This window comes from Vibrio sp. 10N.222.52.C3, assembly GCF_041474195.1.
In the GTDB taxonomy this organism is placed as follows: Bacteria; Pseudomonadota; Gammaproteobacteria; order Enterobacterales; family Vibrionaceae; genus Vibrio; species Vibrio crassostreae_C.
Map to the genome: position 1 here is coordinate 8,737 of NZ_JBFRTQ010000157.1, position 14,121 is coordinate 22,857.

Genomic DNA, 14,121 nt, shown 5'->3' on the forward strand with positions numbered 1-14,121 from the left:
GTCCTTATTGTGAAATTTAATGCATTATTATCGCATAATTAACTTGTAGTTGTTTTTTTGGTTCATAATTAATGTTTCGATACTAAGAGAATCAGACGGACAACACGTTTTCATAAGCCTCGTTAGGTAAAGACGATCTAATAACCGACTTTCCAACATTTAGTTTAGATAGTTAATCCATTATTTTGCCTAGCGATCTCATAACCAAGACTCATTTTCCTTCTATTTTGGTAATTAAAAGTCGGTGTTCGCATGCATTGCATTAGGTTGTACTAAAATAAGAGCCGTAAATTTGAATCATGTCGCAGATTTTGGGCTACGATTTAGTTATCACGTACGAAAGGGAATCCGTCAGTGAAAGCGTTTTGCGTATCAATACTTGCGTCAACATCCTTTTTGGCTAGCCCTGTATTTGGCCAGCAGCATGATATTTATCTCTACAATTGGGATGAATTTTTATCTGACAGCGTCGTTACCCAGTTGAGTGATACCTACGGCATCTCACTAAAGCAGCAATATTTTTCTGACGAGTCCATTCGTGATGAAGTGCTATTGAGTGAACGACGAGGTGCGTTTGAATTGGTTGTCATTGAAAGTATGAAACTGAAAGCGCTGGCTAAACAGAACTTATTCCACAACCTGAGCGACTTGCAGCAATCCCTTTCAAGCAACTTTGACTCAAGATGGGTGGATGGGTGTGGCGAATATGGAATCCCCTACGCTTGGGGGACATCCGGCATCTTATACCGAAGCGGAAAAGTTGAGACTCCCAAGTCTTGGGGCGCTCTTCTAGACCCTGAAACCAAAACCAGCGGCCGAATCAGCATGTATTATGAGCCTACGGATTTGGTGAGTGCTGCGCTTCTGATGAATCAATTTGAGCCGTTTACCAACAACGAACAAGAACTTCGAGTCGCTTACAAAACGCTACAAGCACAGAAGCCTCACCTTGAAAGTAATGAATACGTTGTCGATTATATTCGTCATCCCGAACACTTAGCCAACATCGACCTCGCCTACGGATACTCAGGTGACAGCTATGTGCTTAATGATGCCGAACCTGAGGCATCTTGGGCCTACACAGTGCCTCTAGAAGGAACAACCTTATGGTTAGAGTGTATGGCTGCAATTAACAACGGAGAGCGATCTCCACAGGCAACCACGATTCTCTCCTTCTTATCGCAACCCGAAATCGCCGCTCAAAACGCAATGGATTCATGGTTTGCAACGCCAAGTTCAAAAGCAAAAGCACTCACTTCTCAGGAGTATCAAAACGATCCCGAGCTTTTCCCGAATAAAGAAGTATTAGATCGCAGCTACCTTTATCAGCCGTTAGAACCGAGTAGCATTCAAATTCGCAATCGTATTGTCGACAGTTTGAGATAACTCATGCCAGTATTGAAGAAGCTCTATTTTGTACTTTTACCAACGCTGACATTTGTGCTCCTGATAGCAGGAATCGTGATGTACAACTTCGCATCAAATCATGCTAAGCACATGTATTTGGACAAGGTGCAATCTGATGTGAACACCGCTTTAGTCGCGGCGGAATACGAGCAGCTCGGCTTGTCCTTACTAGTTAAAGATATCGGTTCTTCGTTGCAGTTCCTCCGCTACATTCAAAATCCTGGCGACTACACGACTCTATCGCTATTGGAAAAACGAGTACTCCGAGTATTAAGCCAGAATCACGTCAATCAATTTGGGCAACGCAATGTTTATATCGTGGACCCTACGTTCAAATTAACGCTTTCGACTCTCAGAGCCGATCCTTTCGAGGGGCTAAAAATCCCTGACAAGATTTATGAAAGAGTCTTCGACATATACACCTCGTTAATCAGCAAGAAGGAACTCTCCTACGAAAGCTTCTCTTATGTCTCGATTAGTGGCGAGCTCAGATATTCGTATGTTGCGGCAATTGACCCTTACCTCCTTCCTCAAGATAAACGTGCAAGTAGCAGTTTAAATCGCTACATTTTGATTGCTGACGGACCTCTGATACAACTCTCTAGCTTATTAATCAAATACAATGACGATGACAATATTCAGTTCTTAATCGAGCCATCCTCAGACGCTGCCAACATTGAAAATACCCAATTCGTTATCAAATCAATTGAGCAAACCCAAGATAATATCAATGTGCAGATGACCAGCCGAAATCTCATCGCGCAAGTAAATATTCGAGAACAAAAGTTCAACCATGAGAAAGCCATCATCGCTAAACAAACCTTGTTAGGTGGCTTTGGCACTCTCTTTACGATCATGTTGATCGTGCATTTAGTGGTGCGTTACCAACTTGTGCGCCCGCTTAAAGACTTACTGCAAGAGATATCGATCGGCGGGCTCAAGCTTAGGTATTTCAAGCGTTCATCGGGGCAAAATGAAATTGATGGTTTAAAGAACGCGTACATAGACTCATTAACAGAGTTGAAGTTCGAAGCCGAATTCGACCAACTCACCAAGCTAGCTAACCGACGCTCTTTCATCAGACACCTTGATGTACGACTAAAAAGCTCGATGAGCCCACACTGCTATGTGGTTTGTTGGGACATCATCGATTTTCGTAAAATTAACGATCTCTACGGGGCAAAAGTTGGTGATAATGTACTGATAAGCTTAGCTAAAGCACTGAAAGAGACACTACAAAACCAACAAGCCTCTTTGGGCTTTAGTTGCAGTGATTACTCTTTAGCCAGACTGGGAGGGAATCAGTTTATCGCGATCTTGGAGATGGGTAAGAACCAAGTGATAAACGAAGAAATTGAGAACATCAACAATACGCTGACCGGCACCACCTTCCTTGACTACTATGGGTTTCGATTATCACTCGCAACAGGTGTTTTACCGCTCGACACGCCAAAGTTCGATGAGATTTGGCACCGATGCATCGATGAAATGTTAGCTAATGCGAAGTCTCATAGTGATGGCGAAAGTCGTATTGTTTATGGCGAAGAGTTGTTACATACCTTGGAACGCCATGACGTTGTAGAGAAAAGACTCTTAGAGTGCTGCGAAAGTGACAACTTTGAACTTCGCTTTATGCCTATTTTTAACGCCAAGACACTTCAGATAGATGGCGCGGAGTGCCTGATTCGTTGCCCAGCCTTATTCGATATCGATGCGGGACCAGAAGAATTTATCCCAGTTGCAGAAAAGAGTAACCTTATTGCCAGGCTCGACATGTGGGTCATTGGCACCGCGTTCAAAAGCTATAAAGAGCTTTCAGAACTTCATAAATACAAGGGCACTCTGTCAATTAATATCTCGGCGATGGAGCTCTACAACCGTAATTTTGCCGACAACATCCGTAAAGTACTCGAACGTTATCAAGTGCCACCTGGCAACATTATTATAGAGATTACCGAGACCAGTTACGTGAAAAGTACCAAGCTTACGGTGCAGACTATCGAGAGCCTCAGAAGCTTAGGTTTAAAGGTCTCCCTTGACGATTTTGGTACGGGCTACACAGCGTTTAACCAACTTCTCCACTACCCTGTGGATGAGCTCAAAATTGATAAGAGCTTTATCGATAACATGGTAGACGACAAGGCCGACCGCAAGATGGTCGAATCTATGGTTAACTTAGGCCACTCTTGTGACACGCTAGTCGTCGGAGAAGGTGTTGAGTCGATAGAACAGTATCATTACCTCAGAAAAGCCAACTGTGACCTAATACAAGGCTACTTCTTCAGTCAGCCACTCACTTACCTGGAATTCATCGAGTTTGTTCGAAACCATAACCCGCAAGCAATTTTAAACCCGCAGTCTGTTAGCAGTTCGAGATCTAACGAGCGAATCGTTGCACTCACTCAAAAGCAGTAACCTAAACCTAAACCTCAAAGCCTCTCTTCCTATTCAAGCGCGGAAAGCCACTATAGCTATAACTAGTAGTAGAACTATCTTCATCAGAGCAGGAGCTCTCTATTGGCTGCACATTGAATGAGGAGGCAAATAAAGAATGGCAAAAGCCATGATAGTGAAGCGGGAGAATGGTGAGCGTACAGTCAACAAAACCTAATGATCTAACTTATCTCTGATGCGGGGATTAACTCTGCATTGTCGTTAGTAGCTCCATCATATCTTTAGAGCTGATGTTCTTCTTATGCCTGACTACAGCGTCAATCATCAATTCTAAATTCCCCGCAGAGATATAATCCTTAAGCACGTCATTGAATTTTTCCTGTATCTCATCACTTGTGTACAATTGCTCAGGAATGAAGAATAGAAACTGACTGCCACTACTACGAAACGAGATAGTACTTTCCGGTACCTTTGCCGTCAGGGACTTAGCAGCTGAACTCACCACCAAGTCTCCATATTCAAGTCCATACTTTTGGTTTATCTCACTAAGGTTTCTGATTCTTACAAAGTAAAGGTCGAAATTACCGTTTGTTGGATAGCTGTTCTTAACAAACTGCATGAGCGAGACTCGATTGCGAAAGCCAGTAATGAAGTCGGTAGAATGAAGTTTTCGTTTGATTGCAAAGTCGACGTAAAAAATCGCTCCTGTCACAAGCAGTAGCAACACCAGAAATACGCTGCTTATCTGATGCATCATCACCAACTTGTCGACCATTGTGGTGTTTTCTTCAATAACCGGGCTTTGAAGTCGAAACTTTTCGTTAATAAATTCGACCAGCGTGTTGTAACAAATATCAATTTTCTTCTGCAGTGATTCCTTAGGCAAAGCGCCTTGATTCACCAACTTAATTGAGGATTCTAACGACTTAAACTTTTCAAACTCTGCGGTAAAGTACGGTTTAAAGTTTGCTGAGCGAATAAAATTGGACGATTCAGTGCTGTTGATCAGAATATCAAAGCGACTCCAAGTAATGTCATATGCCAACCACAATTCATCATAATCGATCGTCTTTGCGTGGCTAACCATCAAGAAGTTTGCATACTCTTTGACGAGTTGAAAAACAAACCATGTGGCCTCATTTTGGCGGTTAGAAAAGCTCTTGTTGATGTCATTAATTCGAGTAACACTGTAGATATTGACGGATAGAACAACCACGGCCAAAGACAAAACAACGACTTTGATTGCGGCCATAGACAACAGCTTCTTCATAATTAGCCTCTACAGATGAATATCACGAATCTGCCAAATCATCTTGGCATGGAAATCAGGGGTATTGGTCTCAGGGTTCGCAGAGATTGGATAAATCAACCAATAAGGGCCTTTCTCTCTCACAGACATAAACTCACCATTCTTTTTGATCGCAATGATGGGTTCATAGGTATCGAAATCTTCTTTAGGCACGGCAATTTTATAGTCATTCAATGCCACGAAAGTGACTTGCGGTGATATGGGTAGATCCATATTTTCAAGCACTGTTTGTAACGTCACACCGCTATAAACAGTCAGACCCTCAACCCATGGCAAGGTGGTGGTAATTTCTGTCTGAGGAAGTGTTAGGAGTTGTTCTCTACTTAATGCATGCTTTTTTCCGGAGTGGTCGAACACAGTTAACTCTGAGGCTGCAAAAATCGAAAACGAGCAAAACCAGAGCACAAACAGGAATACAGTTCTCATTCTAAACTCCATTTAAAAAGGTCACTAATTTGAGTCTAGCCTAAAATGACCATTTAACTTGTATCGATGCCACTCGGATTGAACGGTATCACTTTGTGCCAAGCCCCCAGCATCCACCAAGTGTTATCAAGCTCTCTGTCTCCCTTTCCTATAGTCCTTCGACCTCCATAATGGCTCAATAGTGCTGCCCGCCTGAACATTACCTCTCGACCGTCTAGCGATAAAAACACGTATTTTGAACGTTAGAAGTAATCCAATAACCCCTATGAATACGTATCAAACAACAAAATTAACAATAAATATGAGTAAGTAAGTAGCGAGAATGCTTGTTGATGCATAACCTTTAATCGAACGTAAGCAGCTTTAAGAGACCTAATAACGAGTTCCAGTCGTTTCTACTTCACCAGTTGATCTCGTGCGTTGATCTTAAAAAGCTTACTCATTTCATAATCAAGGGAATCGAGAATGAGTTTGAATATAAAAAAATTTAACCCCATGGCCACACTTTCTACCCTGGTAATGACGCTGGTCATGTTTCCTGTTTCTGCCGAAGTTAACCAAGAACAATTCGAGTTAGGTAAACAAAAAGCCAAAGTGTGTATGACCTGTCATGGCGCTGATGGCATCTCAACACAAGATCCCTACCCGAACCTTCGCGGTCAAAAAGTGGGTTATCTCATCTCTTCATTGAAAGATTACCAGACTCGAGAAAGAACCAGTGGCTTAGCGATTCTCATGCAACAACAAGCCGACACCCTCTCAGACCAAGACATCCGTGACATTTCCTATTTCTATTCTGTGCTCGGCAACGAAGCAGGCTCGCTCAGCGATTCAAATTAAGTCAGCGATTCAAAACCTCTAGGCAAGGAGCCTTGTTATGGAACAAGTGACAACGCAATACAGCATTAAGGTCGTGAAGTACTTCATCATTGCATCCTTAGTGTGGGCGATTGTAGGTATGATCATCGGCGTGATTCTCGCCGCGCAATTATATTGGCCAGTCTTAAACTTTGATTCTCAGTATTTCCAATTTGGTCGACTGCGCCCGCTACATACCTCAGGAGTGATTTACGGCTTCGTCGTGAATATCTTGATGGGTACGTCTTTGTACATTGCCCAGCGAACAGGCCATTGTGACTTGTTCAACAAAAGCCTTTCATGGATGGTATTTTGGGGCTGGCAATTCATCCTGTTACTTGCGGTCATTTCCTTACCCGCAGGCCACACTACCTCAAAAGAGTATGCGGAGCTTGAATGGCCAATCGACTTGATGATTGTGTTGGTTTGGGTGCTGTACGCGGTGTTGTTCTTTGGCACCCTTGCTAAACGAAAGGTCAGCCATATCTTTGTGGCTAACTGGTTCTTTGCTGCATTCATTATCGTCGTTGCAATGATTTTCATCGTGAACAACCTCGCGATGCCTGTGTTGGCGATGAAGTCCTACTCTGTGTTTGCAGGCGCTCAAGATGCGATTGTTCAATGGTGGTGGGGACATAATGCCGTCGGTTTCTTGCTGACCGCTGGTGTGATTGGCATGAACTACTATTTCATACCCAAAGCGGCGGATCGACCTATCTACTCGTACCGTTTGTCTGTGATCCATTTCTGGGGCTTGGTCGGCTTTTACACGTGGGCCGGAACGCACCATTTGGTTTATTCTTCTGTTCCCATCTGGATTCAGAACATCGGCATCGTTATGTCTTTGATCCTGTGGCTCCCTTCTTGGGCAGGCGCGTTCAATAGCGCAATGACCCTCCTACAAAATAAAGAAAAGCTGAAGTCCGACTACATTCTTTTATTCTTTTTCTCAGCGATTCTTTACTACTGCTTGGCAACATTCGAAGGTCCGCTACTCGCTATTCGCTGGTTCAACATGGTGGCACACAACACCGAATGGATCATCGGGCACGTACATTCCGCGGCTCTCGGATGGGTTGGGATGTCAGGGATAGCGGTTTTTTACTACTTCATTCCACGCTTATGGGGCCAAACCGATCTATGGTCACGACGACTGATTAAATGGCACTTTTGGCTTGCTCATGCTGGCGTCGCCATCTATGCAATAGCACTTTGGATCGCAGGCATCGGCGAGGGATATATGTGGCTCGCTCAAAATGAAAATGGCGAACTGATTTACAGTTTTGTAGAAGCTATGGACTTTAAAGCACCTTGGCTATTCATGCGTTTCTTTGGTGGCGCGCTGTTTGTACTTGGATTGTTCTTAATGGCTTTCAACTTGTACAAAACGGTTCGTATGCCCGTAACAAATGATGCTAAACACACTGTTAATGAAGGAGCTTAAATGATGAGTAAAGACTTTACACATTCAATCGTCATTTTAATTTTGACCACTGTTGTCGTGGCCTCCTTCTCTTTATTGGTCTGGGTAGTGCCAAGCATTGTCCGTGGCGATGATATTGCCAAAGGCAGCTTAGCGATGCCTCTCACACCGATTGAGTTAGCAGGCCGAGACATATACATCAGTGAAGGCTGCCATGTTTGTCACACACAAATGGTTCGCCCTCTAGAGCCAGAAGTGAAGCGTAATGGGCGCCCGAACCAAGAAGCAGACGATATCTATGAGTTTCCTAACTTGTGGGGCTCTAAACGTACTGGTCCTGACCTCACTAACTTAGGTAGAAAGTATTCTGACCAATGGCATGCTATTCACTTAATTGACCCTCGAAAAGTCGTACCGACCTCGATCATGCCCTCTTACCCGTGGCTATTTGAGCAGACTCTGACTGGCGATGATATTAGCGCCAAAATGGAAGTGTTACGTACCTTAGGTGTGCCTTATACCGATCAAGAAATTGGTGATGCCCGTTTGCAAGTAAGAGGCAAAACCAAAGGTGAAGCTCTGATTCGCTATTTACAAAGCCTGGGTAAAGATACGTCACAGGAGGTATCACAATGAGCACATTCTGGAATCTATGGGCGGTACTCTTAACCTTAATATTCTTTGTTCTGATGGTGTCTGTTGTCGTTAAATACTGGCGTAGCAATCACAAGGCCGATCACGACCACACCATTGGCACCTTTGATGGTATTGAAGAGAAAGATGCGCCTCCACCTAAGCTGTTATTTATCAGTTATGCAGTGGCATTTCTTTTGTCTGCGGGTTATTTGGTGCTCTACCCCGGGCTCGGCGAATGGGAAGGGTTAGTCGATTGGGAACAAAGCGACGATAAGCTCAGTTCACCATCCACCACTCTCAATGAGCAATTTGCACAAACCAGCGAAACCACGTTAGAAGGACTAGCTGCTGTCCCAGAGATCGTGAACAGCGGTAGGATTCTATTCCAAACTCACTGTGCCGCTTGTCACCGCGATAATGCACAAGGTCAGAAACACTTCCCTAATCTTATCGACCAAGAATGGTTATACGGCGGCAGTGATGAAGCTGTGATCCATTCGATTGCCAAAGGGCGAAATGGAGCGATGCCGGGTTGGAGTGAAATCATGCGCCCAGACGAGGTGGCAAAAGTCTCCTACTATCTAGCCTCCCTCAACCAACGTCATACCGATGTGCCGGAGATTAAAGTCGAGCTCGGTAAAACCTTGTTCGTCCAATACTGTTCGTCTTGTCATGCCGATGGTGCTGTCGCTAACCCAGCGATTGGCGTACCTGATCTTTCCGATGATATCTGGCTTCACGGAGGGAGTATTGAAGAGATTCAGCACACCATCAATTACGGTTTGAACAACCTAATGCCTGCGTTTGATGAGCAGCTCAGTGAGAACGAGATACTCGCGCTTGGGGCTTATATCCGACACGCTGGTGACGTAGAGCAACAACGGCTCGCGAGTTTGAAAGCATCATCTGTTGAGCGCGGAGAATATCTCGCTTATGCCGGTGACTGTGTGGCTTGTCATAGTGCAGAAGGTGGCGAACCCTTTGCTGGCGGCCTACCCTTTGTCACCCCCTTCGGCACCGTGTATTCAACCAACATAACGCCACACACTACCGAAGGTATTGGGACTTATGACTTCGATGATTTCCGAGCGGCGTTAGTCGCAGGTAAAGGCAAGAATGGTTACCTGTACCCTGCAATGCCTTACACCTCCTATCAATACCTCACCGACCAAGACATGGTGGATTTATGGGAATACATGCAGTCAATCACCGCCGTGCCGCGACGCAATGATGACAACAGCATGATGTTTCCATCCAATATTCGCTTAGGTTTGCTTGGCTGGAACATCGTATTCATGGATACCGACCCTATTGATTATGAAGTGCCAGAGGAACTCAAAGGAGAAATTGAGAATGTCGATAAGTGGCAACAAGGCAAATATTGGGTCGCAGGACTTGGTCACTGTTCGGAGTGCCATACGCCAAGAAACATTGCCCAAGCACTGATACCAGAACGTATTTTCCAAGGTAACTTGATTGACGGTTGGAACGCGCCTGATATCACAGCTAATGAGCTCTACGTCGATGGTTGGGATGAAGCAACACTCACCGACTTTTTACACACCGGACATTCAGACAAAGGCACCGCTTTTGCGGGTATGGCTGATGTAGTGAAAAACAGCCTAAGCTTGATGACGCGTGAAGATATCGAGTCGATGTCCTATTACCTACTCAGTGGGGACATCAACAACACCATTGCCAGTGATGCCGTTCAGTTACAGCCTAAAGGGTTTGATGAAGCTGCGTATGCCAGTGAAATCTACACCACGTATCGTCAAACTTGTGGGGCGTGTCATGGTGACGATGGTAAAGGTCGCGACCCAATCGCCCCTACTCTGTTGAACAACGGTATTATCATGCACAGCGACCCATTCAATACCATTGCGGTAACGGTGCGCGGCTTGCAACCCACCTATCTCGACAAAGATCGAAACTTCATGCCAATGGCAAGTTTTGAGGATGTACTGTCGGATCAACGCTTAGCTGAGTTAATCACGTTTGTGCGTTTAAACCTTGGCGACAGAAATGAACCGGTCACGGCTGAGCATGTTCGAGAGGTAAGAGAAACACTTGAAGCAGCAGGCTATGCAGGTGGATTACACACCACACCTGAAATGTACGAAAATCGAGATAAGAACATTAACATACGATAGGCGCTGTAGCTGTGCGTAGCCGATTGGCCCAACAAGCAGCGAACAGCACGTAACTTTTATGTTTGCCTAACAAGCCAAAAGGAGACCACTGTGTCTCCTTTTCTTTTGCCCAAACCCAAGTTTTCGATACTTTGCCGTACAACACAATTGTAACTAACTGATTACACAATTAAGCAGAGCTGCACATAATGCGATCAATCTCGCAGAACAAAGATGACACCAAGTGCATAATATGCAAAATTTTCTAAAGATGTACTAAGGACAGTTATGGATACAACTACACTCATCTACGATACGTTGGAAGGCCTGTCGAGCGCAAAGCCTCAGCAACACGCTCAAATCCGCCAAAATCTATATAACCAATTAGATTTATCATTTGAGAAGCAGTTGGCTTTGTATTCATCAGTTCTTGGTCCAGCAAGTGCTGGTAGATTGACCGATTTGGATAGTGCAGTGATGTCTGCACGCAAGATTGTTGGCTTAGAAAACAGCTAAGCAATCTTCAACCTATCTCAACTTTAACGCTGCCATTGTGCAGCGTTTTTTTATGGACGCTATTTACGATAAGTAAGGTTGGTTACAATAAATGCTGTTAGTTGCGATAAATACGGTTAGTTGCGATAAACGCGGTTAAGAAGATAAGTGCAGTTAGGTCTGTTTTTCAAGTTACACGTATTCTCATTTGGTTAATCTTATGTTCCATTTTTAACAGGTGTGTAACCACAATAATGGCGCTAATGTTAGTAGCACGTTAACCACACATCGGATGGAAGAATCATGAGAGTACTTATTGAATATACACAAACAGGCAAATACCGTGATCATGCGTGGGAAGCATTAACGATTCGTTCAAAAGGCGAAATTCAAGCTGTAACTCCCTCTTATGCGGCTCAGCTTATCGAACAGAACCGCGCCAGCTTATCGACCACTGAAAATCAAGATATCGTCATCCAACCTTAATGGCTTCAAGGGCTACCCCTCCTAGTTCCTTAAATCGAATAGTTCGATGACATAAAAAAACGCTGCATGGGTGCAGCGTTTTCTTGTTTCTGGCGTATCGTATTTCTAACGTAGATAGTTTCTAAAGTAGAAAGCTTCTAACGCATCTTGTTTCTAGTGCAAATAGCTTGATTACTTTGGCAGATTTTCTAACGCTTCAACCATCGTCATCAATTTATCGACAATCCTTTCGCCGTCTACTCGCAAGCCATTGTGTTCATATTCATTGGTGATCCACGCTTTCGAGTTAGGAATGTTCGCCAATGTTTCACGGCTGTAATCCAACTCAACGTACATGTCATCGGCGTAAACGGCACACGCCATTGGCACTGTATTCTTGCTCAACTGCTCTGCGTTGTACAAAGTGCCCCAGTCCGACTTTTCAGCCAACATGTTCGCGGCTTCACGCAGTGGCTTCAGCGTTTCAAGTTGGTCGAACATCCATGGGTACACCATTTCACCAGTAAACCAGAACTCACTGCCCGATTGGTAGTTGAAGTGTGGGTACTGCTCACGAACACGATGTGCAGACCAGTTAGACGCTGTACCTTGACAGTAAATCGATTCATGCAAGATTGCGTAAATTGGGTTAGTTAAGTAACCCTGCTCTTGCTGCATTTGATTTAGGAAGCTGTAGCTCAGCTGTCTGTTACCGTTCACTTCAACAAACGCACTCTCCAGTGTGAAATACATTGGAAGGTTTGCTTCGCCGCCACCAAGATTAATACCTATTAGCTGGAACTGTTCAACTGTGAACACCTGACCGTTTGGCAGTCTCACATCGTTGTTGAGCAGGTAATCAGAGATCTCGCGACACATAGCTTGTGCTTGTGGGAACTGAGCAAAGAAAGCTCTGTTTTTGTCTTCTACACGCTTGTAAGTCGCACGATAAACATCGTCAGCTTCTCGTTCAATAGAAGGAATGCCGCCCGTCACATAACAACGCTGCAAGCTCTGTGGGAACAGTGACAAATAGCTCAGTGTACAGAAGCCACCAAAGCTTTGACCAATCGTCGACCATTGCTTAATACCAAACTGTTCACGAATCGCTTCAGCGTCACGAACGATGTTATCCGCTCTGAAATGCGTTAAGTATTCGACTTGTTGTTCTGGAGACAAATGCGCCAAAGTTTCATGGCTGATAACCGTGCTGTTGCCAGTACCACGTTGGTCTAGAAGCAGAACACGGTAGTTTTGTAATGCACGCTTTAGCCAACCCGATTGACCACTCACCCGTGGAGAAGGAAAACCTGGGCCGCCTTGAAAGTAGATCAACCACGGCAGCTCTTGCTCATCTTTAGCGAGATCAACCAGCTCACGTGCGAAGACTTGGATCTGTTGTCCATCTTTGGCTTGATAATCAAGTGGCAACTCGAAAGAGTGCTGACGGTACAGGGTGGTTCCATCAATAAAGTTAGCTTGCACGCTTCATTCCTTTTTATCTGATTCTAAAGTCATTGGTACGAATAAAAATGGCACCCTTTGGCACCGTAGTTAGCAAGATACGCATACTAGCTTGTAAATGAAACCGTTTGTTGAACCTGAATGTGAAGGTACTTCATTAAATCGCCAAATTAGCTTTATACGCGTAACAACTTGTGTCAAAACAGAGAGTTTAAGATGTGATCTATTGAGAAGAAGAACAAAAGTGGGACACAAATAAAAAGAGCTTAACGAGGTGAGGATACGTTAAGCTCTTTGGTTTTATCTGTTGTAAATGAGGTTTTTAGGTTGAACAAGCTCAGGCTTTAAAGGTTTAGTTTCTATAAGCCAAAGATCTATAAACTGAGCTTCTGTAACTTATAGCTCTATAAAACAAAGCTAAGAAGCCTCGAGCTCACCTGCACCTTGAATTGAACGTTGGCTGTTTTCAACAAGGATAGCCGTCGCCGTTTCTTTCAACGCGCCCCACTCTCCATCGTCAACTTCAATGCCCTCGTTCCACGCCTTCTCTTGAGTTTTAAAAAGCGCTTCCGATTCAATGTGTGTTTGGTAGCCATCTGACAAACGTTCGATATCGAAATCCTGGACGGAAAGCTCGATGGTCATATTGTGGATATGATCGTCCGATGTCAGTGGCGAATCTGATAAAAACAGTTCTGGTGCAACGCAACCACGGTTAAGCACATACAAGGTGCTCTTAGGGTTTGAGCCATTGTCCCAACGTGCAGTACACGCGATGCCTTTCGCTGCGAGTTTTACAAGCTCACTGTACGCTAACCAACGGTTATGGCAGTTGTTTAGCTCGATTTTCAGCGTCTTTTTACCGACCATTTTTTCAATGGCGTAATCCATCACCACAGGAAGATGACACGCTAAGCTCGCCTTGTGCAGGTCCACTTCAACTGTGTTGTCGCTTGTCACTTGGATGTCTACAGGGCAATCGTCTTCTAGCCCCATAAAGTTGCTCGCATTGTTAAAATGACGAACACCATCCAAGCCAACCATTTGTAAATCTGCCACCATGTTCGCTATCACATCGGCTTCACCACATGTAGGCTTTGTTTCCTAAATCA

At 44.4% G+C, this 14,121-nt stretch carries 11 protein-coding genes and 1 pseudogene; 8 read left to right on the forward strand and 4 right to left on the reverse strand.

The annotated features are described in order from the left end of the window. The first annotated feature begins 354 nt into the window (after positions 1 to 354). Both AB4517_RS20400 and AB4517_RS20405 read left to right on the forward strand, forming a co-directional pair. A complete protein-coding gene (locus tag AB4517_RS20400) occupies positions 355 to 1,386 on the forward strand; it encodes a PotD/PotF family extracellular solute-binding protein (protein ID WP_017060025.1) in 1,032 nt (343 codons plus the stop codon). Positions 1,387 to 1,389: 3 nt separating this feature from the next. Beyond that, entirely contained in the window at positions 1,390 to 3,822 is a 2,433-nt protein-coding gene (locus AB4517_RS20405) for a putative bifunctional diguanylate cyclase/phosphodiesterase (RefSeq protein ID WP_372149688.1), read from the forward strand. Positions 3,823 to 4,045: 223 nt separating this feature from the next. Here the strand turns inward: AB4517_RS20405 and AB4517_RS20410 are convergent, their stop codons facing one another. Then, positions 4,046 to 5,071: a GGDEF domain-containing protein gene (locus AB4517_RS20410; protein WP_017069848.1), complete on the reverse strand. Its 1,026-nt coding sequence runs from the start codon at positions 5,069 to 5,071 to the stop codon at positions 4,046 to 4,048. Between the two features lie 9 nt (positions 5,072 to 5,080). Continuing rightward, the gene (locus AB4517_RS20415; protein WP_372149690.1) at positions 5,081 to 5,536 is read right to left on the reverse strand and encodes a hypothetical protein; all 456 of its coding nucleotides are present in this window, start codon (positions 5,534 to 5,536) and stop codon (positions 5,081 to 5,083) included. A 465-nt stretch (positions 5,537 to 6,001) separates the two neighbouring features. On the opposite strand from AB4517_RS20415, the gene AB4517_RS20420 reads away from it, so the two are divergent. The 6 genes from AB4517_RS20420 (at position 6,002) to AB4517_RS20445 (ending at position 11,566) form a co-directional block, all read left to right on the forward strand. Further along, complete coding sequence (locus tag AB4517_RS20420) at positions 6,002 to 6,376, forward strand: cytochrome c (protein WP_029235248.1); 375 nt, start codon at positions 6,002 to 6,004, stop codon at positions 6,374 to 6,376. Positions 6,377 to 6,413: 37 nt separating this feature from the next. Beyond that, positions 6,414 to 7,838 carry a cytochrome-c oxidase, cbb3-type subunit I gene (gene ccoN, locus AB4517_RS20425; protein ID WP_017069846.1) on the forward strand — a complete coding sequence of 475 codons (1,425 nt, stop codon included), beginning with the start codon at positions 6,414 to 6,416 and terminating at the stop codon, positions 7,836 to 7,838. Further along, the gene (locus tag AB4517_RS20430; RefSeq protein ID WP_017064719.1) at positions 7,839 to 8,453 is read left to right on the forward strand and encodes a cbb3-type cytochrome c oxidase subunit II; all 615 of its coding nucleotides are present in this window, start codon (positions 7,839 to 7,841) and stop codon (positions 8,451 to 8,453) included. Continuing rightward, positions 8,450 to 10,606, forward strand: coding sequence for a c-type cytochrome (locus AB4517_RS20435; protein ID WP_372149693.1), 2,157 nt, complete (start codon positions 8,450 to 8,452; stop codon positions 10,604 to 10,606). Before AB4517_RS20430 ends, AB4517_RS20435 begins: the two co-directional genes overlap by 4 nt. 267 nt (positions 10,607 to 10,873) lie before the next feature. Next, on the forward strand, positions 10,874 to 11,101 hold the full coding sequence (locus AB4517_RS20440) for a PAS factor family protein (RefSeq protein ID WP_004730426.1): 228 nt from the start codon (positions 10,874 to 10,876) through the stop codon (positions 11,099 to 11,101). A gap of 282 nt (positions 11,102 to 11,383) precedes the next feature. Beyond that, positions 11,384 to 11,566, forward strand: coding sequence for a hypothetical protein (locus tag AB4517_RS20445; RefSeq protein WP_004730424.1), 183 nt, complete (start codon positions 11,384 to 11,386; stop codon positions 11,564 to 11,566). 171 nt (positions 11,567 to 11,737) lie between these two features. Here the strand turns inward: AB4517_RS20445 and AB4517_RS20450 are convergent, their stop codons facing one another. Further along, on the reverse strand, positions 11,738 to 13,030 hold the full coding sequence (locus AB4517_RS20450; RefSeq protein ID WP_017064721.1) for an alpha/beta fold hydrolase: 1,293 nt from the start codon (positions 13,028 to 13,030) through the stop codon (positions 11,738 to 11,740). 396 nt (positions 13,031 to 13,426) lie between these two features. Beyond that, positions 13,427 to 14,101, reverse strand: a pseudogene (locus tag AB4517_RS20455) (DUF3726 domain-containing protein); the annotation flags it as partial. Between the last annotated feature and the right edge of the window lie 20 nt (positions 14,102 to 14,121).

Coding starts and splice junctions, on each gene's coding strand:
- AB4517_RS20405 (WP_372149688.1), top strand. CDS start 1,390: ATGCCAGTATTGAAGAAGCTCTATTTTGTACTTTTACCAACGCTGACA.
- AB4517_RS20410 (WP_017069848.1), bottom strand. CDS start 5,071: ATGAAGAAGCTGTTGTCTATGGCCGCAATCAAAGTCGTTGTTTTGTCT.
- AB4517_RS20415 (WP_372149690.1), bottom strand. CDS start 5,536: ATGAGAACTGTATTCCTGTTTGTGCTCTGGTTTTGCTCGTTTTCGATT.
- AB4517_RS20420 (WP_029235248.1), top strand. CDS start 6,002: ATGAGTTTGAATATAAAAAAATTTAACCCCATGGCCACACTTTCTACC.
- ccoN (WP_017069846.1), top strand. CDS start 6,414: ATGGAACAAGTGACAACGCAATACAGCATTAAGGTCGTGAAGTACTTC.
- AB4517_RS20430 (WP_017064719.1), top strand. CDS start 7,839: ATGATGAGTAAAGACTTTACACATTCAATCGTCATTTTAATTTTGACC.
- AB4517_RS20435 (WP_372149693.1), top strand. CDS start 8,450: ATGAGCACATTCTGGAATCTATGGGCGGTACTCTTAACCTTAATATTC.
- AB4517_RS20440 (WP_004730426.1), top strand. CDS start 10,874: ATGGATACAACTACACTCATCTACGATACGTTGGAAGGCCTGTCGAGC.
- AB4517_RS20445 (WP_004730424.1), top strand. CDS start 11,384: ATGAGAGTACTTATTGAATATACACAAACAGGCAAATACCGTGATCAT.